Source organism: Sporosarcina sp. Y352, from assembly GCF_056786535.1.
The window spans coordinates 83,088-101,786 of record NZ_JBXCJE010000011.1; the positions used below are offsets into that span (position 1 = coordinate 83,088).

General features: G+C 44.0%; 19 protein-coding genes and 1 riboswitch. Of the genes, 18 read left to right on the forward strand and 1 reads right to left on the reverse strand.

Annotation, left to right across the window (positions count from 1 at the left end; all coding sequences use genetic code 11):
* Positions 1-57 precede the first annotated feature (57 nt).
* The 10 genes from AC1TO6_RS16305 (at position 58) to AC1TO6_RS16350 (ending at position 11,290) form a co-directional block, all read left to right on the forward strand.
* A complete protein-coding gene (locus AC1TO6_RS16305; RefSeq protein WP_482102730.1) occupies positions 58-1,038 on the forward strand; it encodes an ABC transporter ATP-binding protein in 981 nt (326 codons plus the stop codon).
* 59 nt (positions 1,039-1,097) lie between these two features.
* Positions 1,098-2,738, forward strand: a complete 1,641-nt coding sequence (locus tag AC1TO6_RS16310; RefSeq protein WP_482102678.1) for a peptide ABC transporter substrate-binding protein — start codon at positions 1,098-1,100, stop codon at positions 2,736-2,738.
* A 314-nt stretch (positions 2,739-3,052) separates the two neighbouring features.
* The gene (locus tag AC1TO6_RS16315) at positions 3,053-3,976 is read left to right on the forward strand and encodes a S66 peptidase family protein (protein WP_482102679.1); all 924 of its coding nucleotides are present in this window, start codon (positions 3,053-3,055) and stop codon (positions 3,974-3,976) included.
* 112 nt (positions 3,977-4,088) lie between these two features.
* Complete coding sequence (locus AC1TO6_RS16320; RefSeq protein ID WP_482102680.1) at positions 4,089-5,033, forward strand: C40 family peptidase; 945 nt, start codon at positions 4,089-4,091, stop codon at positions 5,031-5,033.
* On the forward strand, positions 5,030-6,043 hold the full coding sequence (locus tag AC1TO6_RS16325) for an ABC transporter ATP-binding protein (protein ID WP_482102681.1): 1,014 nt from the start codon (positions 5,030-5,032) through the stop codon (positions 6,041-6,043). Before AC1TO6_RS16320 ends, AC1TO6_RS16325 begins: the two co-directional genes overlap by 4 nt.
* A 178-nt stretch (positions 6,044-6,221) precedes the next feature.
* Complete coding sequence (locus tag AC1TO6_RS16330; protein WP_482102682.1) at positions 6,222-7,796, forward strand: ABC transporter substrate-binding protein; 1,575 nt, start codon at positions 6,222-6,224, stop codon at positions 7,794-7,796.
* Entirely contained in the window at positions 7,786-8,757 is a 972-nt protein-coding gene (locus tag AC1TO6_RS16335) for an ABC transporter permease (RefSeq protein ID WP_482102683.1), read from the forward strand. Before AC1TO6_RS16330 ends, AC1TO6_RS16335 begins: the two co-directional genes overlap by 11 nt.
* A complete protein-coding gene (locus AC1TO6_RS16340) occupies positions 8,754-9,566 on the forward strand; it encodes an ABC transporter permease (RefSeq protein ID WP_482102684.1) in 813 nt (270 codons plus the stop codon). Before AC1TO6_RS16335 ends, AC1TO6_RS16340 begins: the two co-directional genes overlap by 4 nt.
* Entirely contained in the window at positions 9,559-10,308 is a 750-nt protein-coding gene (locus AC1TO6_RS16345) for an ATP-binding cassette domain-containing protein (RefSeq protein ID WP_482102685.1), read from the forward strand. The genes AC1TO6_RS16340 and AC1TO6_RS16345 overlap by 8 nt, the downstream gene beginning before the upstream one ends.
* A 262-nt stretch (positions 10,309-10,570) precedes the next feature.
* Complete coding sequence (locus AC1TO6_RS16350; protein WP_482102686.1) at positions 10,571-11,290, forward strand: ABC transporter ATP-binding protein; 720 nt, start codon at positions 10,571-10,573, stop codon at positions 11,288-11,290.
* Between the two features lie 12 nt (positions 11,291-11,302).
* Here AC1TO6_RS16350 and AC1TO6_RS16355 read toward each other — a convergent pair whose 3' ends face one another.
* Positions 11,303-11,695 (reverse strand): hypothetical protein, encoded by a 393-nt coding sequence (locus AC1TO6_RS16355; protein ID WP_482102687.1) that lies wholly within the window; start codon positions 11,693-11,695, stop codon positions 11,303-11,305.
* Positions 11,696-11,783: 88 nt separating this feature from the next.
* Between AC1TO6_RS16355 and AC1TO6_RS16360 the strand changes: the two genes are divergently transcribed.
* The 8 genes from AC1TO6_RS16360 to AC1TO6_RS16395 all read left to right on the forward strand — a co-directional run bounded on the left by AC1TO6_RS16360 (position 11,784) and on the right by AC1TO6_RS16395 (position 18,091).
* A complete protein-coding gene (locus AC1TO6_RS16360) occupies positions 11,784-12,260 on the forward strand; it encodes an acyl-CoA thioesterase (RefSeq protein ID WP_482102688.1) in 477 nt (158 codons plus the stop codon).
* A gap of 793 nt (positions 12,261-13,053) precedes the next feature.
* Positions 13,054-13,356: an urease subunit gamma gene (ureA, locus tag AC1TO6_RS16365; protein WP_482102689.1), complete on the forward strand. Its 303-nt coding sequence runs from the start codon at positions 13,054-13,056 to the stop codon at positions 13,354-13,356.
* Between the two features lie 15 nt (positions 13,357-13,371).
* Positions 13,372-13,740, forward strand: a complete 369-nt coding sequence (locus tag AC1TO6_RS16370) for an urease subunit beta (protein WP_482102690.1) — start codon at positions 13,372-13,374, stop codon at positions 13,738-13,740.
* Positions 13,737-15,452, forward strand: coding sequence for an urease subunit alpha (gene ureC, locus AC1TO6_RS16375; RefSeq protein ID WP_482102691.1), 1,716 nt, complete (start codon positions 13,737-13,739; stop codon positions 15,450-15,452). Before AC1TO6_RS16370 ends, ureC begins: the two co-directional genes overlap by 4 nt.
* 58 nt (positions 15,453-15,510) lie before the next feature.
* Positions 15,511-15,957 (forward strand): urease accessory protein UreE, encoded by a 447-nt coding sequence (locus tag AC1TO6_RS16380; RefSeq protein WP_482102692.1) that lies wholly within the window; start codon positions 15,511-15,513, stop codon positions 15,955-15,957.
* Positions 15,899-16,639: an urease accessory protein UreF gene (locus AC1TO6_RS16385; RefSeq protein WP_482102693.1), complete on the forward strand. Its 741-nt coding sequence runs from the start codon at positions 15,899-15,901 to the stop codon at positions 16,637-16,639. The genes AC1TO6_RS16380 and AC1TO6_RS16385 overlap by 59 nt, the downstream gene beginning before the upstream one ends.
* Positions 16,640-16,662: 23 nt before the next feature.
* Complete coding sequence (gene ureG / locus AC1TO6_RS16390; protein WP_482102694.1) at positions 16,663-17,292, forward strand: urease accessory protein UreG; 630 nt, start codon at positions 16,663-16,665, stop codon at positions 17,290-17,292.
* A gap of 67 nt (positions 17,293-17,359) precedes the next feature.
* Positions 17,360-18,091, forward strand: a complete 732-nt coding sequence (locus AC1TO6_RS16395; protein ID WP_482102695.1) for an urease accessory protein UreD — start codon at positions 17,360-17,362, stop codon at positions 18,089-18,091.
* A gap of 139 nt (positions 18,092-18,230) precedes the next feature.
* Positions 18,231-18,344, forward strand: a riboswitch (SAM riboswitch).
* The last annotated feature ends 355 nt before the right edge of the window (positions 18,345-18,699 follow it).

Consider the following 18,699-nt stretch of genomic DNA (forward strand, 5'->3'; position numbering starts at 1 on the left):
GATTCTGAGAAACAGCATGGCAAAAAAAGAAGGCGTAAAGCAGTTTCAACTGAAAAAGTGCTTTCTGTGGAAAATATACACGTATCTTTCAAAACGTTTGGCGGCGAAGTCCAGGCGCTACGTGGCGTGTCGTTCGAACTGTACAAAGGGGAGACGCTCGCAATTGTAGGAGAATCAGGATGCGGGAAGAGTGTCACAGCAAATACAATCATGGGGTTAATCCCACAGCCGCCAGGGCGAATAAAGGATGGCAAGGTCTTATTCAAAGGGAAAGACCTGACCAAACTGAACAAAGCAGGCCTTCGGAAGATTCAAGGCGTTGATATTTCTATGATTTTTCAAGATCCGATGACAGCGCTTAATCCGACACTCCAAATTGGCGAACAGTTAACTGAAGGCTATCGGACGCATGACAAAGTAAGTAAAGGAGATGCACGGAAGAAAGCGATTGAAATGCTGGAACTTGTCGGTATTCCAAATCCACAAGAGCGGCTGAAACAATACCCGCATCAGTTTTCAGGAGGAATGAGGCAACGTATTGTCATTGCGATTGCACTTATCTGTGAACCGGAGCTGCTAATTGCAGATGAGCCGACAACCGCGCTTGACGTTACAATTCAAGCACAAATTCTTGAGCTATTCGATGAAATCCAAGAGAAGACGGGTGTCTCAATCATTCTGATTACGCATGATCTCGGTGTCGTTGCCAAGATCGCAGACCGCATCGCAGTCATGTATGCAGGAAAAGTGATTGAAATTGGGGAGAAACGAGAAATTTTCTACACACCAAAACACCCGTATACACAAGGACTGCTGAAATCTGTACCGAGGCTTGACTTGAAAGAGGAAGAGTTACAACCGATTGAGGGAACACCGCCGGATTTATTCTCACCGCCGAAAGGATGTCCATTTACGGAAAGATGTCCGTTCGCGATGGATGTCTGCGACCGCGTTTATCCAGAAACAACACAACTCTCTAAAGACCATGCAGTGGATTGTTGGCTGCAGGATGAACGCGCGAAACGGGTTTTCGCTTAAACGTTGGGTACACGCACGAAAGTGCTTCCATATTCATGACAAACAAAGGGGGATTTTGAATGAAGAAGTGGTTGACGTTTCTAATGGTAGCGTTGCTCGCGCTTGTGCTTGCAGCTTGTACAGCTACAGAAGATGCAGGAAAAGTACCGGAGAAAGTGAAGGATGACGGTGAAAAAGAGGAACCGGTCGCAGCGGAAAAGATCCTTTACTTGAACAATGGCGAGGAACCAACGTCATTCGATCCATCTGTCGGGTTCAATGCGGTTTCATGGGGTGCATTGAACAACTTGATGGAAGGATTGACACGTCTGTCAGAAGAGCACCTTGCTGTAGAGGCGACGGCAGAAAAGATTGATGTTTCTGAAGATGGCCTGACATATACATTTTCCATCCGCGACACTGCGAAATGGTCAAATGGAGATCCTGTTGTAGCGGGGGACTTTGTCTATGCTTGGCGCCATATGCTAAACCCAGAGACAGCTTCACCTGCTTCGTTCCTGGCGTATTTCATCGAAGGGGCGGAAGCCTATAATACTGGGGAAGGTGCTGCTGAGGATGTAGCGGTAGAAGCACCAGACGAGAAAACATTTGTCGTAACATTAACGGCTCCAAATGAGGCGTTCTTAAATATTATTACAAATCCAAGTTTCTTCCCGATTAATGAAAAAGTGGCGACTGCTGATTCAAAATGGTTTACAGAAGCGGCATCGTTTGTTGGAAATGGTCCATTCAAATTAGCTTCATGGGACCATGATGTAAGTTTCATATTCGAAAAGAATGAAAATTATTGGGATGCAGACGCTGTCAAGCTCGATAAAGTGAATTGGGCTATGGTCAATGATCCAACAACTGAATATCAAATGTACGAATCGAATGAGCTGGACCAATCAGGTGTACCGCCTGAACTAGCGGAAAAGTTGAAAGATAGTGATGAACTACGCATTGACGACCAAGCGGGACTTTACTTCTACCGTTTTAATACGTCAATGGAACCTTTCACAAATAAGAAGATTCGAAAAGCATTCGGACTCGCAGTTAATCAGGAAGAAATCGTTGAGTATGTTACGAAAAATGGAGAGAAACCTGCGCACGGTTTCGTCACATACGGATTCATCGGTCCGGATGGCAAGGAATTCCGGGATTCTGTCGGTAAACTAGTTGAATTTAATAAGGATGAGGCAAAAAAGCTTCTAGAAGAAGGTATGAAAGAAGAGGGGTATACAGAATTACCGGCAGTGGACTTAACGTATTCAACGAGTCCATCTCATCAAAATATCGCAGTAGCGCTACAAGCGACGTTCAAGGAAGTTCTTGGCGTTGACGTAGGATTGAAAACAGTGGAGAGCGCAGTTTTTGCGTCTGAACAAAAAGAGTTTAAATACCAGCTGTCCCGCTCATCTTTCTTACATGACTATGCAGATCCAGTGAACGCGCTTGAAAGTTTTATCACGGACTCTTCCATGAACCGAACAACGTGGTCGAATGCAGAATATGATAAGCTTATTACGGACGTTAAAAATGAAACAGATGCAAATAAGCGCTGGGAATTGTTAAAACAGGCGGACCAGCTTCTAATGGAAGAAATGCCTGTCTTCCCGATTTATTATTATAACCAGACAACGCTTGAGAAGCCTGGTGTTACTGGGATTCTGCGTCATCCCGTTGGCTATATCGACTTGAAGTATGCAGATAAGAACTAATTGAAAGTCGCGGCGTCCGTTGTGGCGCCGTTTTTTTGCTCCCAAGGGAATACTACAACGTACTTTAACAAGGCCACTGAAAAAGTTCTTTATTATATAATAAGAACTAGTTGATTGTAGTGGAGAGCGGCGACTCCAGCGGGAACAGCGCGAGCTGAAGACCCCACAGGAACGCAGTGACGAGGAGGCTGAAGCCGTGCCCGCGGAAAGCGTCCGCTCGGAACGGAAATCAACGGGATTGAAGGAAATCGGACTTTTTCAGTGTCCTCCATTTTAACTAGCAAAAGTGTTATGAATGAAAGGAAGTTTTACTCATGAAAATACGACCACAACGCCTACAAAAAGGGGACACAATTGGTATCATCGCCCCGTCAAGCCCGCCCAATCAGGAAAGTTTGGAAAAGTCACTTGCGTTTCTTGAACAACTCGGATTGAAATGGAAGTTTGGAAAAAATATGAACAATGTCAACGGCTATCTTGCAGGAACAGACGACGAACGGCTTAATGACTTACACGACATGTTTGCAGATTCGGAAGTGAAAGGAATCATTTGTGCAGGCGGCGGATTTGGTTCGGCCCGCTATGCCGATAAAATCGATTTACAGTTGATGAAAGAGAAGCCTAAAATATTTTGGGGTTTCAGTGACATTACATTCCTGCACACGGCGATGGGTCTGTATTCTAATCTCGTCACTTTTCACGGTCCTATGCTTGCGTCTTGTGTCGGAAAAGACACGTTCCACGAATTATCAGCGAAAATGTTCCAACAGTTATTCGAACCAATGGAACTTCATTACACGGAAGCGATTTCACCTCTTGAAACCATTACAGCTGGAGTAGCCCAGGGAGAACTCGTTGGCGGGAATTTGTCCTTGCTTGCCAGTGGAATTGGGACTAAGTTCGAAGTGGATACAAAAGGGAAGTTACTATTTATCGAAGATGTCGGTGAAGAGCCTTACAAAGTTGACGGGCTCCTCAATCAGTTGCGCCTTTCGGGTAAATTGAAAGAAGCTGCAGGAATTATCATCGGTGATTTCTCAAAAGCTGAACCGAAAAAACGGAAAGAATCGCTGACGCTTGATGAAGTGTTCGATCATTACACAGCGAATCTCGGCATACCTGTCGTGAAGGGTTTTAAAATCGGACACTGCGAACCTCATTTTGCGATACCACTCGGCATCGGCGCAAAACTCGACGCGGACAACAAGACACTGACGATATTGCCTGGAGTGGAATAATCGATTTTGAATGCAACGCTTGGCTGATGAAATAAAACCAATTTGGCTCATGCCTGAAATTGACCTTGAATTCGAATGACTGTGACACCTACGAAAAGGAGTGGTTTGGTCGATGGGGACGAACTTGAACACGTGGTATTGTTCCGTTTCAGTTGCAACCGTGTGGACATCACCGGAATCTGCCAGGGAAATTGACGAGCCAGGAATTGTAAACCCAGTCAGGTTAACGAAATGGCTCGAAAACTTAGCTTTCGAAGAGCGCATCGATTTATGTAATGGGAACCGGATTCAGACCCAGTTGCTTTACGGTGAACCGGTCATCGTGGAAGAGGTACAAGATGCGTGGGCGAAAGTGATTGCTGTCTGGCAGCCTTCAACTAAAGACAAGCGCGGTTATCCTGGATGGGTCCCACTCGCGCAACTAAAAGAAGCGGAACCGATTCACGCGATTGGATTTAGTAGAGTGACTGCTGGGAAAGCACAATTGTGGAACGCGGACGGTACTCCGTCAATTGTCATTCCATTTAATTCAATACTGCCCTATATTGGTGAATCAGGTGACTATTTACGAGTATGCACACCGGATGGAGAAGCATTGTTATTGAAGGAGAACGTGGAACTTGCGCCTTCCGTCCATCAATTTGAGAAAAAGCCTGTTTCAGATGCTGTCGACAAAGGTCTTGCGTTTCTTGACTTACCTTACTTATGGGGAGGTATGTCAACGTATGGCTACGATTGTTCTGGTTTTACATACAATATGCTGAAAGCCTGCGGACACTCCATTCCGCGGGACGGCGGAGATCAGGCACGCGACGGTAAAGAAATTCCAGTAGAGAATCAATCGCTCTGGGCAAAAGGGGATCTCCTCTTCTTTGCTGATAATGAAGGAAAAGGAAGTGTCCGTCACGTCGGGTTTTATTTTGGAGAGGGCATGCTTCTCCATTCCCATTCAACAGGAAAGTCAATTGAAGTGATGAAACTTGCAGGTACAAAACTAGCGCGTGAGCTATGCGCCGTCCGACGTTATGGCATTATAGAAGGAGGCGTACGAGCATGACAAAACGGGTTTTATTGTCCGTAAAAGATTTGAAACGTTATTTTGACGTGGGGCGCGGAGAGAAGTTAAAAGCGGTCGACGGAATTAGTTTCGATATTTACAAAGGGGAAACGTTTGGGCTTGTTGGAGAGTCCGGTTGCGGTAAATCAACGGCAGGCCGTACGATTCTTGGATTGTACAATAAAACAGACGGCGAAGTGCTGTATAACGGGCAAAGCATTCACGATATGACGACTAAAGAAAGGGAACGTTTCCTAAAGAAAATGCAAATGATCTTTCAAGACCCCTATGCGTCGTTGAATCCGCGTTCTACGGTCTATGAAATCATTGCTGAGCCAATGCAAGTGCATGGGTTGTACAAGTCAAAGGCGGAAATGCGTAATCGGGTTTTTGAGTTATTGGAGGACGTCGGGCTAAGTCGGGATCATGCAAATCGCTATCCACATGAATTTTCCGGCGGGCAGCGTCAGCGAATCGGCATTGCCCGCTCACTCGCACTCGATCCAGAATTCATCATTGCGGATGAACCCATTTCGGCACTTGATGTTTCTGTACAAGCACAAGTTGTTAAGTTATTACAGCGACTACAGCTTGAAAAAGGCTTAACGTACCTGTTTATCGCCCATGATTTGTCGATGGTGAAATACATTTCTGACCGCATAGGCGTCATGTACCTCGGTCATATGGTGGAATTGACGACAAGTGTACAACTGTACGATAAACCTCTCCATCCATATACGGAAGCACTGTTATCAGCCATTCCGATTCCAGATCCAGACATCGAAGAATCGCGCGAACGCATTTTACTGCAAGGCGAACTGCCAAGCCCCATCAATCCGCCGTCAGGTTGCGTCTTCCGTACACGGTGTCCCTATGCAATGGACGTCTGTGCAGCACTAAAGCCAAAGTGGCTTGAGAAGGAATCAGATCACTTCGTCGCCTGTCACTTGTACGATGAACAAGTAATGGCACGACCTGATGCAGTTGCAGTACTCGAGCTATCCCGCTAAACTGGGACAGCTTTTTTCATTTGAACGAAGTATTAACTCTTGCGAAAGACCTGGTATTACTACTTCGCTCAGCGTGATGCTATCTAGCTCTGAAAGGCACGAGTAGCTTAAACCACGAGAAGTAGAATATACTAGAGTGAGGAAAATCAATTATGAAAGTTATTTGATGGAGGACATTATGTTAAATAAGAAGCTAAAGATTTTACTCGTTTTTTCCCTGCTGGTACTTGTTGCCTCCGGTTGTGCGAAAAAAGCGGATACTGATACTAAACCAAAAGAAAATCGCCTCGTATACGCTTCCGAGTCCGAATTTGAAGGACTAAATCCGATTCTTGAAGAGACAAACCTAGATTCATTACTATTCCGGGGTCTAATGAGGTTCGATGAAAAGAATGAGGCTATTACAGACATTGCAAAATCATATACTATTTCTCCAGACTACTTAACGTATACATTCATTTTAGAAGAGGGCATCAAGTTCCATGATGGCAAAGCCCTGACGGCTGAAGATGTCATTTTCACAATTGAAAGCATCTTGGATGATAAAAATGCTTCCTTTTTAAAAGCAGATTTCACTGAAGTTGATTCTTTGACGAAAGTGGACGAGCTATCATTTGAATTGAAGTTAAAACATCCATTTGTACCGATACTCGATAAATTGACAGTACCAATCTTGCCAAAGCATGCATTTGAAAATGTCGAAATGCGTACGGCTGAGTTCAATAGCCACCCCATCGGTGCAGGCCCTTATATGTTTGATAAATGGGATCGGGGAAACAATTTGACATTGAAAGCATACAACGATTTCCATGGCACAACTCCATCTATCGAAAAAGTGATTTTTAAATTCATCCCAGATAGTAATGTCCGGGCGCTGCAATTAAAATCAGGTGAAGTCGATATTGCGTTACTTGACCCGGTGCAGGCGATAAGTTTGAAAGGTGAAAAGAATATTGACATACATGATATAGAATCAGCAGATTACCGCGGTATTCTTTATAATATGAACAAAGAATTATGGACTGATGTCAATGTGAGACGTGCTTTTAACTACGCAACGGATCGTACAGCAATCGTCAAAGGCATTTTAAAAGGGTACGGAACGGAAGCGTATTCGCCGCTTCAAAAACACGCCTTTAACAATGCTGAAGTTGAGAAATATGAGTATGACGTTAAAAAAGCGCAAACGCTTCTGGATGAAGCGGGTTGGAAAGAAGGAAAAGAGGGCTTCCGTTATAAAAACGGTGAAAGATTAGCATTTACGATTACAGTTCCTGCAACCGATACAGTTCGTGTGAATATAGCAAACTTCACAGCTGAAGGTTTTAAAGCAATCGGTGCTGATGTAAAAGTAGCTGCACTCGAATGGAGTGCAATTACCATTGAAGATACTGATGCGTTCGTAATCGCTTGGGGAAGCCCATACGATGCGGATCATCACACGCACATTTTGTTCAGAACAGATCAATCGAGTAGAACAAGTTCAGGATACAACTTCGGTGATTACTCAAATGCAGAAGTGGATACTTTGCTAGAAAAAGGCCGTTTATTAACAGATACAGATGAGAGAAAAGCTGTCTATATGGAGTTTCAGAAGGAACTAGCACTGGATCCGCCGTATGATTTTATTGCCTATGCAAATGCAATTTATGGCATCAATAAAAATCTGGAAGGTGTAAAAGAACGAACACTCGGTCATCATGGATCTGGTTTTCTTTGGAACGTCGAGGAGTGGAAGTGGAATGAACGTTAAATGGGTTGTGAAGCGATTGATGGCGGGAGTAAGTGTCCTTTTTATCATTAGCTTCCTCTCTTTTTTCATCATGCACTTGGCTCCCGGGGATCCGGCGACGGCTTTCTATGGAGGCAACGCACAAACATTAAACGCGGCTGAAAAAGAACGAATCAGCCGTGCTTTTTCGCTTGATCGCCCTGTGATCGTGCAATATGGCACATGGCTAAAGGAAACAATGCAAGGTGATTTAGGTTATTCGTCTAGGGAAGGCCGTCCTGTTAAGACCATTCTTCTAGAGCGTTTGCCAAATACGTTATTACTATCAAGTGTAACCTTACTATTCATTATTATTGGTTCGCAATGGATTGGTACCGTCGCAGGTATGAAAGCCGGCTCATTGTGGGATAAAGGGCTATCGACAATTAGTATTGCGACATCTTCCATACCATCATTTTGGCTAGGGATATTATTCATCTCATTCTTTTCGGTGAAACTTGGAATACTTCCGTCCTCGGGTACGGGGGATATCGGTGGTGATGGAGGTCTCTTAGACAAACTTCGCCATCTCATTTTGCCAGCAGCCGTTATCATTCTTACCCATGTAGGCATCTACGCGCGCTTCCTTCAAGAAAGTATAAAAGCAGAAAGCAGTAAATATTATGTAATGGTAGCGAGGGCAAATGGAGTTGTGGAAAGTAAAATCAGAAAAGGGATTTTGCGCAACGCATCCATTCCGTATTTGAATTACATCGGTATGACAATTCCTTCGTTTTTTGGTGGAACAATTATCGTTGAATCTCTTTTTTCGTGGGCGGGACTTGGACAGCTAATGGTAAAAGCGGTGATGATGAAAGACTTCCCGCTGATCATGGGCGGCATCCTTTTTATCGGGCTGCTCGTTGTCTTAAGTTTATTCGTCATCGACCTCATCATGTATGCAGTGGATCCCAAATTACGGAAGGGGGCATACAGTAGATGAAACTTCGAAAAACAATTCTATTCTGGTCTATGGTCCTTGGGGTGATTGTCATCATGACGGTTTTCGCGGGACTTTTTTCAACACATCCGCCAAACGAAATGGATATGGATAAAATATATGTACCGCCAGGAGAAGGCCATTTGCTAGGAACGGATCATCTTGGGCGCGACGTGTTTTCCCGTCTACTGGAAGGCGGAAAAGTAACGCTCACTGTTGCGGGTACTTCTGTAATTCTATCCCTCATTATCGGTGTACTTTACGGCGGAATTAGCGGCTATGTGGGGGGCTATGTAGATGCGATAATGATGCGGTTTCTTGATGCACTTATTACAATTCCATCTCTAATCCTGATTTTGGCGTTTCAAGCATTTATGCAAGGCGGCATGTGGAGTATGGCACTAGTCATAGGAGTTACTGGGTGGCTAGTTACTGCACGCATCGTAAGATCGGAATTCATCCGCCTTAGAGAAACTGAATTTGTAAAAATGGCTAAAATGTTCGGGACACCACTGTGGCAAATCATTTTTGGCCATTTGCTACGTAATAGTGTGCCTGCTATTTTTGTTGTTACATTGTTCAACTTTGCGGGTGCGGTGTTCATAGAAGTATCGCTTAGTTTTCTCGGCATCGGTGTACCGCCGTCGATACCTTCATGGGGAAATATGTTGTACTACGCGCAAAATGATATTTTGATTGGTGCATGGTGGATTGGTTTGTTCCCAGGAATCATGATTTTCATAACGATTCTATCCGTTAACTTTATAGGTGAAGCATTGAAAAATCCAAAACGGAGGCGGTCAAATGCTTAAGGTGGACGGATTATCAATAGTTGTCGATGAACAGTGCATTGTAGAGAATAGTTCGTTTTCGATTCCACGCGGGAAGATTACGTCAATTATCGGTGAAAGTGGCAGTGGGAAAAGTATGACTGTAGCAGCGTTGCTCGGGATCTTGCCAGTGGGTATGAAGGCGACTGGACAGGCCTTGTTTAATGACAGGAACTTAATTAACAGCTCAACCGAGGAAATTATGGAAATTAGGAAATCAAATATCTTCACGATTTTCCAGGATGCAGCAAACAGTTTTAATCCGTCTGTGAAAATGAAGTATCAACTGTATGCCTTTTCCGGAGAACGGATAGGGGATACTATTGAACAGTTTTGTGTGAAAATGGCCGGTGCTTTGAGTAATCTCGGTCTTTCGAATGACGTAATACATCAGTATCCGTTCGAACTATCAGGTGGAATGTTACAGCGTTGTATGATTGCATGTGCCTTGTACGTGAAGCCGGATCTCTTAATTGCAGATGAACCTACATCCGCACTTGATAGAGTGTTGCAGCAGGACTTTATTGCTTTACTAAAAAAGTTGAATGAAGAGCAAGGGACGACGATTTTATTAATCACGCACGACTTGGATGTCGTAGCTGATGCGGCACATGAAATGGTCGTCATGCAAGCTGGTAAAGTGATTGAGACAGGAAGTGTTAAGGAACTATTTAGACGGCCAGAGCATTCCTATACAAAACGACTTCTGGACAGTCGGTTTTAACAGGGAGAAATCAAGTTCCATTTCTCCCTGTTAAAGCCTCCGGCGGATGTCACAGATTTTGAAAGGAGTTAAGAAGAAGGCAGTCTAAGTTCGCGACGTCCTGTCGCAACAAGGGAGGATTGAACTACATCCTTCCCCACTGCATGACCCACAAGGAAGGATGCAGTTCAATCCTTCCCCCCTGTAGGCCTCAAGCTCAATTCAAAATCTTGACGCAATCACACCGAGGCGTGATTGATGTGTTGGAAAGGTTGGAAAGAGCATGCTATTAACTGTGGAGAATATATCGAAAAGTTACCGCAAAGAGAAGAAAGTTCTTCGTGGAATTGATATGGCTATTGGGGAAGGTGAAATCGTAGGTCTTGTTGGAGAAAGTGGTAGTGGGAAAAGTACTTTGTCACGTCTTATAATGCAGCTTGAAGCCCCCGAAACGGGTGTTGTTTCCTTTCATGGAGCACCCATAACGAGGAATACGAAAAAAGCATTCTACAAAAAATGCCAGCTGATTTTTCAAAATGCATCGGCGGCTCTTAATCCAACTTGGACTGTCAAAGAAATTCTGAGGGAACCGTTACGCAATAGAAGTGGTGACCGAGATACGTATATTCGTCATATGCTCGGGAATGTAAGACTGACCGAAGCGCATTTGAATCGACGTCCATCTGAATTGAGCGGCGGTGAAAGGCAACGTGTCAACTTACTGAGGTCCATCCTCATTCAGCCGGAATTGTTAGTATGCGACGAAATTGTCTCTAGTCTCGATCGATTAATACAAAAAGAGATTATAGACTTACTCATCAAACTGAATCGGGAGACCGGTATGGCGATTCTTTTTATTTCTCATGATTTACAGGTTGTCGAATATATGTGCAACCGTATTTATGTTATGAAAGAGGGAGAGATTGTCGATGAAAGTGTTAAACAGGAAGGGGAATTCAAGTTTTCCCATCTCTATTCGAAAAAGTTATTTGGCGAAAAATGAAGAGGGTTTTACTTACTTGTTCGAACTTTTCCTATTCCATAGATTTATTAAAAAAGCCATAAACCAGACATAAAAGAACATGGAACCAACCAGTACAATAGCTACATAAATATACTGAAAAATACCAGGAATGTTGTATTCCTTAATGAAACCTGCCGAAAATAGCATAATGGCCGTAAGCGCAGCAATGAGTAAAATCATTCCGATTGCATAAATGACCATCGCGCTGATAGGGGTATTTCGAAGGGTTTTAAGAATGGAGTCCCGAAACTTAACAGCTCTAACGAGTAGGTATGAAAACAAAATAAGTGATAAATAGTCTTTAGCTGTAAAGATTACGAAGAATCCAAGTAATACGATCAACCAAGTGATCTTTTGATAATGTGTATCGATAAAATTCAGCATGAATAAACCCCCAATTTGTGTATACTCTATATACGGAACATATAAGGGAAAGGTTTCCTATATTCATAAAAGCGAAGGAGAGATTTTCATGGTAGAAAAAAGACCAATGAGCCATTCACGTACCATTCAATCCAAAATTGTCTTGCCGCCAGACACGAATCATTTACAAACAATTTTTGGCGGTCGTGTCCTGGCGTACATAGATGAAATCGCAGCAATCGCAGCGATGAAGCATTCTCATTGTTCGGTTGTCACGGCATCTATCGATTCAGTCGATTTCCTGTCATCCGCACGCGTTGGTGACGTATTGGAACTTGAAGCAATCGTCACTTTTACCGGACGCACGTCAATGGAGGTGTTCGTATCGGTCCATTCCATGAACCTTTTGACCGGAGTAACGAAGCTGACGACTGAATCATTCCTCACAATGGTGGGCATGGATGAAAACAACAAACCCATTTCTGTACCCGGGGTATACCCGGAAACGGATGTGGAGAAGAGGTTGTATGAGACAGGTCCAGGACGCCAGGCTCACCGAAAATTACGGAGTGAGATGAAACACTGAAAAAGTCCCGATACAATGGATAGAATCAGAAATCCCTCTAACACCGCTTCGACGCTTTGTGGATGCCTCCCGCGATAAGCCAGAAAGAAGAGCAAGGAGGGATTGAACTGCATCCCTCCATCAGTCTTATCGCTCCGGCTACCACGAAGACGCGCCTTCGCTGGACGGTCTCTTTAAGAAAGCGCATTTCGTTATTGGGGATTAGACTAGCAATCTATAGTGCGTCTTTCTTCAATGAAATTAGTATTAAATAGTAATCACATTATAATCTCAGTCTATACATCTCAAAATCACTATCAATAATGTACACTCCAGCGCATGTGCGGCAAAGGGGTAGCCGAAGCCGTGAGACTGGATGCGAAGCGTTAATCCAGGCTCAGGGCCAGAGGCATCCCCAAAGCGCAAAGCGATCTATAATCCACACTCCAAACCACACTCTTTCAATAACGCTCACGAATGCGCCAAGCAATCTACAATGTACACTCTGAATTAAAGCTCTATCAATAGTGTACACTCCAGCAAAGACGATACCTATACTATTTCGAAGGTGTAAACGTTGTTAAAAGTAATTCAATACTTTATAATAAATTAGTTAGCATATCCCCCGAATTATCCCCATAAATCCATTTCAATGGATTCAAATAACCAGGACCTTGTCCAAGCGCATGTTCATGCAAAACTGAAACTAAAACTAAAACAAAAAACTAAAACAAAAAAGTGAAATAATACCACTCCAATTTAACTGAATCATCTAATTATTCACTTTTTAATAAACGAATTGAGGTGCTTTTAAATGAAACTATCACCAGTTGAACAGGAAAAATTACTTCTTCACGTAGCCGGAGAACTTGCGCTTAAACGTAAAGCACGAGGAGTAAAGTTAAATTATCCTGAGTCGATGGCGCTTATATGCCATTACATCATGGAAGGTGCACGTGACGGTAAAACGGTTGCACAGTTAATGAGCGAAGGAAAGCATGTACTTAGGGTTGAGGATGTAATGGAAGGTGTCGGCGATATGATTAGCGATGTGCAGATTGAGTGTACATTCCCGGATGGTACGAAACTTGTAACTGTCCATAATCCAATTCAATGAGAGGAGGAAATTCATATGAAACCAGGAGAAATTAGACCGTCAGAAGGTTTGATTGACATTAACTTTGGGCGAGATGTGTCAACAGTTCGTGTTGCGAATACAGGTGACCGACCGATTCAAGTCGGTTCCCATTTCCATTTCATCGAAGTAAATAAATTTTTAGAGTTTGATCGTCAACAGGCAGTCGGTATGCATTTAAATATACCCTCAGGCACTGCGGTTCGATTTGAACCGGGTGAAGAAAAAAAAGTAGATCTGGTTGAATTCGGAGGCAAACGTCAAGTATTCGGTTTGAATAAACTGACGGAAGGTTCTACGCATAATAAGGATGAAATTATAGAGAAGGCATCCGAGGGCGGTTATAAAGGAGCTGAAGGTCATTGAAGTTAACGCACGAGCAATATGCAAAAATGTACGGTCCGACGGTAGGCGATAAAGTACGTCTTGCTGATACGGATCTATGGATTGAAATTGAAAAGGATTATACAACATACGGCGACGAAGGTATTTTTGGAGGCGGAAAGTCATTACGAGTTTCAATGGGTCAAAATGGTAAAAATACATCTGATGAAGGTGTTCTTGATACTGTGATAACAAACGTCATGATTATTGATTACACGGGTATAGTGAAAGCGGATATTGGCATGAAAAACGGACGTATTGTCGGCGTCGGAAAAGCAGGGAATCCACATACAATGGATGGCGTGGATCAGGACATGATTATCGGTGTTGGAACTGAAGTTTATGCAGGCGAAGGCTTGATTGCAACAGCTGGGGCGATTGACACACATATTCACTTTATCAGTCCTCAACAGGTAGATACTGCACTTAATGCTGGGACAACAACATTCATTGGTGGAGGAACAGGTCCTGCAGCCGGCTCAAAAGCAACTAGTGTGACGCCAGGAAAGTGGCATCTTCACAGGATGTTGCAAGCGGTTGAAGGTTTACCCGTCAATGTCGGTTTGCTTGGAAAGGGTAGTGCATCGACGCACGAACCTTTGGTAGAACAGATACGTGCGGGTGCAATAGGCCTGAAAATCCATGAAGATTGGGGTGCGACACCATCCGCGCTGGATCAGAGTTTAATGGTTGCAGACGACTATGACATCCAAGTTGCACTTCACTCCGATACCCTCAATGAAGCGGGCTTCGTTGAAGATACAATCGATGCGATTGCGGGCCGCGTCATCCACGTTTTCCATACAGAAGGAGCAGGCGGCGGGCATGCACCCGATCAGCTGAAGATGGCTGCATTGCCGAACATCTTGCCTGCGTCAACAAATCCGACAAAACCATTTACAACGAATACAATCGATGAACACTTGGACATGCTGATGGTTTGTCACCATTTGAAACATGACGTGCCAGAAGATGTGGCATTCGCAGATTCGCGTATTCGTCCCGAGACGATTGCAGCGGAGGACATTATGCAGGACATGGGTATTCTTAGCATGATGTCATCCGACTCACAGGCGATGGGCCGTGTTGGAGAAGTGACAATCCGAACATTTCAAACGGCGAATAAAATGAAACAGCAGCGCGGACCTCTCCCTCAAGATGAAGGAAAAGATAATGATAACTACCGTGTAAAGCGTTATATTTCAAAGTTGAACATTAACCCGGCGATTGCCCACGGAATTAGTCATGAAGTCGGTTCGCTTGAAGAAGGAAAACTGGCGGATATTATCCTCTGGGATCCAGCATTTTTTGGGGTGAAAGCAGAGGTTGTTATTAAAGGTGGAATCGCCGTTTACGCAATGACGGGAGATCCGAACGCATCCATTCCTACACCACAACCTATGATGGGGCGCCGTATGTACGGTTTTCAAGGTCAGGGTCCGCAAAACGCGGGAATGACTTTCCTACCTAAAATTGCCGTGGAAGAAGGACTGCCGGAACAACTTGGTTTGAAACGAATGATCGGTACGGTGAAAAACTGCCGTTCTATTAGCAAAGCAGATATGAAGCATAATAGTGAAACGCCTGAAATTGACGTCAATCCGGAAACATATGAAGTGAAAATTGACGGTGTTTTGGCTACGTGTGAACCTGTAAGCGTTCTCCCGATGGCACAGCGCTATTTCCTATTTTAACTTCATTCAGCGAAGCAATCACACCGAGGCGTGATTGGATTTTAAAGGAGGATGTAAAGTGTTAATCGAAAAGTTAATCGGCAACGTGGGTAGAGAAGAAGAAATTGCCGGTAAAAAAACGGAATGGGTTGAACTTGACTGGGAAGAGTTGAGCAAGCGCATACTCCGTACAGAAACCGATCATGGGACAGATATTGCGCTAAAACTTAATCAGGAAGAACCGCTTCAATACGGCGACCTCCTTTTTGAAGATGCTGAGCGCCGCATTGCAATCCGGACGAAAATGGAGCCGGTCATTGTTATCAGCCCGAAAGACATGACGGAAATGGGTAAAGCTGCATTCGAACTCGGCAACCGTCATACCCCTTGTTTAATTGATGAAAACGAAATTATTGTGCGTGCAGACCATACGTTAAATAAGTTGCTAGATGAAGTAGGTGTTTCCTATGAAACAACGGAAAGAAGATTCAAACAGCCCTTCAAATACCGCGGACACTCTCACTGATTCTGCACTTTTACGGTTATTCCAAATCCATGACTCCGCTTTTCCAATCGGATCCTACACGCAGACCTATGGAATGGAAACGTATATACAAGAGGATTTAATCCGGACGAAAGAGGATTTAATCGCTTATTGTACATCGTTTCTATTTCATAACCTGGTTCGCGGTGATGCAATCTTGATCAAAGAAGCGTATGCAGCAGCAGAGGAAAAGGATGTTGAGCAACTTCTTTATTTGGAGCAATTATGCGGGGCCATGAAGCTTGCGAAGGAATCACGTGATGCGAGTATTAATCTTGGCAGACAGTTTATTAAAACGGTGGCTCCGCTCGGAACGGACAAGTTCCTGGCTGAATGGAAAGACCGCATTGATTCGAAAGAGATTAAAGGGCATTATTCCATTTTATATGGCATTTACAGTGCAACAACAGGCGTCAGTGCGCAACATGCCGTCATGACCTATTTATTCGCATCGCTTAACGGACTCGTCCAAAATGCAGTCCGTGCAGTACCATTCGGACAAACTGCCGGTGTCCAGACGACCTACGGGCTGATTGGTCCTGTGACGGAAGCGGCTGAATTGGTGTCGACACTGACGATTGATGATATAAGCAACAATGCGCTAGGCATCGAACTAGCTTCAATGAAGCATGAATATTTATTCTCGAGGATGTTTATTTCTTGATTTTTTTAGGAGGAGTTTTTTTTATGAAACCAGTACGTATAGGCATCGGTGGACCGGTTGGATCGGGCAAAACGTCGCTCGTTGACCAACTGACACGTGCAATGCATAACGATTATAATGTGGCTGTCATTACGAACGATATTTACACACGTGAAGATGCACAGTTTTTAATTAAAAGCGGAGTACTTGAAGAAGACCGTATTTTGGGCGTTGAAACAGGAGGTTGCCCGCATACGGCAATCCGTGAAGATGCTTCCATGAACTTTGCGGCAATCGATGAGCTGAAATCTCGTTTTGATGATCTTGATATTATATTTGTGGAAAGTGGCGGCGATAATCTATCTGCAACGTTTAGTCCGGAACTTGTCGACGGCTATATCTATGTAATTGACGTCGCAGAAGGCCAGGATATTCCGAGAAAAGGCGGACCTGCTTTAACGCGTTCTGATCTTTTGTTGATCAACAAAACGGATCTTGCTCCGTACGTCGGGGTCGATCTTGACCTGATGGATAGCGATACGAAAAAAATGCGCAACGGACGTCCGTACATTTTCACGGATGTGCGAACACAGAAAAATGTAGACAAGGTCGTTGCTTGGATTAAGCACAATATGCTGTTGGAAGGCGCGGAATCCGCTGGTTCAAATGCTTAATCCGACCCGCTCCATCCATCACGGAAAACTAGATGTAGAGTTCGAGTTTAGAAGGGGCTATACACGGATGCCTCATGTTTACCAGCAGCCTCCTTTGAAGGCAAGCCGCGAACTTTACGATGGGAAAGACCCGACAGCGACGGTTTACATAATGGAATCGTCTGGCGGGATGGTTGCAGGGGATCGAAATGACATTACGGTAAAAATTGCACCAGACAGCAGCGCGAGGCTGATTCAGCAGTCAGCTTTGAAAATCTATCCGTCCCATACAGGGGATACTTGTGTGTTGACAATCGATGTCCAGCTCGCCGAACGAGCGCGTCTGGAATGGATGCCTGAAGTCATTATTCCATTCGCTGATGCGAAGTTCCAAGTCGACACGACACTTAGGCTAGCCGCTGATTCAACGGTATTATGGGGAGAAATCCTCGCCCCGGGTCGCGAAAAGCGCGGTGAAATTTTTGACTATGAATCATTGAAATCAAACTTTAAGATTTTCGTTGAAGACGAACTGATCGCCTTTGATTCACTGCATTTTTCACCGAAAGAAGTTGACTTAACTGGTATTGGTGTACTGGGAGACGCAATGTATGTGGGTTCGATCTGGCTAGTAACTCCTAAAGCTAAGGACATAGATATCCGTTCATTACAGGAAACACTACGGGTGGAAGAAGGTTTGAAAGCCGGTATGACAAGGCTTGAAGGAAATGCAATCCATTGCAGATGGCTCGCGGTTGATCAGTGGATGATGCAAGAAGAGATGAAACGGGTTTATGCACTTTTGGCGTCAATGGTTTGAGGGGCCACTCCGGTTGGGGTGTCTTTTTTGTTTGCCTAACTTGTCAAAGAACAGACATAACTAAAATATTTTATATATTCTGTATTGACATTCTATTTGAAGTCGCGTATTGTACTGGTTAACAACTAAATACGTAACTTTCTTATCCAGAGAGGTGTAGGGACTGGCCCGATGATACCTCAGCAACAGACTTTTTAAGTACTGTGCTAATTCCAGAAGCGTAAGTGTAATGCTTACTGCTTGGAGATGAGAAGAGCAAATAGCGAATTCGCCAAAACCTCTTCTATAAATTTAGAAGGGGTTTTTTGTTCTTTCTGGAGACCAAAGTTACCTTCAAAAAATGAAGGGAGAATTATTATGTTTTTGAAAAATCCACCAATTAAATTGAGTTATCAACAAACTTAGATAAAGTGCCCTCAAAAGACTCAGTCGTTTTTAACATCGTTCCGAAGCCAGAAAAAGCATCCGGGTTTCCAGTCCGCTCATACGCGCGACTGCCGAAAGAGAAGGGAAATAACCCGCTCATACGCGGAACTGTCGTAAGAAAAGAAAAATAACCCGCTCATACGCGGTACTGCCGAAAGAAAAGAAAAATAACCCGCTCATAC

Excerpts from the sequence above, each read along its gene's own strand:
- AC1TO6_RS16310 (WP_482102678.1), top strand. The coding sequence starts at position 1,098 with ATGAAGAAGTGGTTGACGTTTCTAATGGTAGCGTTGCTCGCGCTTGTG.
- AC1TO6_RS16315 (WP_482102679.1), top strand. The coding sequence starts at position 3,053 with ATGAAAATACGACCACAACGCCTACAAAAAGGGGACACAATTGGTATC.
- AC1TO6_RS16320 (WP_482102680.1), top strand. The coding sequence starts at position 4,089 with ATGGGGACGAACTTGAACACGTGGTATTGTTCCGTTTCAGTTGCAACC.
- AC1TO6_RS16325 (WP_482102681.1), top strand. The coding sequence starts at position 5,030 with ATGACAAAACGGGTTTTATTGTCCGTAAAAGATTTGAAACGTTATTTT.
- AC1TO6_RS16330 (WP_482102682.1), top strand. The coding sequence starts at position 6,222 with ATGTTAAATAAGAAGCTAAAGATTTTACTCGTTTTTTCCCTGCTGGTA.
- AC1TO6_RS16335 (WP_482102683.1), top strand. The coding sequence starts at position 7,786 with ATGAACGTTAAATGGGTTGTGAAGCGATTGATGGCGGGAGTAAGTGTC.
- AC1TO6_RS16340 (WP_482102684.1), top strand. The coding sequence starts at position 8,754 with ATGAAACTTCGAAAAACAATTCTATTCTGGTCTATGGTCCTTGGGGTG.
- AC1TO6_RS16345 (WP_482102685.1), top strand. The coding sequence starts at position 9,559 with ATGCTTAAGGTGGACGGATTATCAATAGTTGTCGATGAACAGTGCATT.
- AC1TO6_RS16350 (WP_482102686.1), top strand. The coding sequence starts at position 10,571 with ATGCTATTAACTGTGGAGAATATATCGAAAAGTTACCGCAAAGAGAAG.
- AC1TO6_RS16355 (WP_482102687.1), bottom strand. The coding sequence starts at position 11,695 with ATGCTGAATTTTATCGATACACATTATCAAAAGATCACTTGGTTGATC.
- AC1TO6_RS16360 (WP_482102688.1), top strand. The coding sequence starts at position 11,784 with ATGGTAGAAAAAAGACCAATGAGCCATTCACGTACCATTCAATCCAAA.
- ureA (WP_482102689.1), top strand. The coding sequence starts at position 13,054 with ATGAAACTATCACCAGTTGAACAGGAAAAATTACTTCTTCACGTAGCC.
- AC1TO6_RS16370 (WP_482102690.1), top strand. The coding sequence starts at position 13,372 with ATGAAACCAGGAGAAATTAGACCGTCAGAAGGTTTGATTGACATTAAC.
- AC1TO6_RS16385 (WP_482102693.1), top strand. The coding sequence starts at position 15,899 with ATGAAACAACGGAAAGAAGATTCAAACAGCCCTTCAAATACCGCGGAC.
- ureG (WP_482102694.1), top strand. The coding sequence starts at position 16,663 with ATGAAACCAGTACGTATAGGCATCGGTGGACCGGTTGGATCGGGCAAA.
- AC1TO6_RS16395 (WP_482102695.1), top strand. The coding sequence starts at position 17,360 with ATGCCTCATGTTTACCAGCAGCCTCCTTTGAAGGCAAGCCGCGAACTT.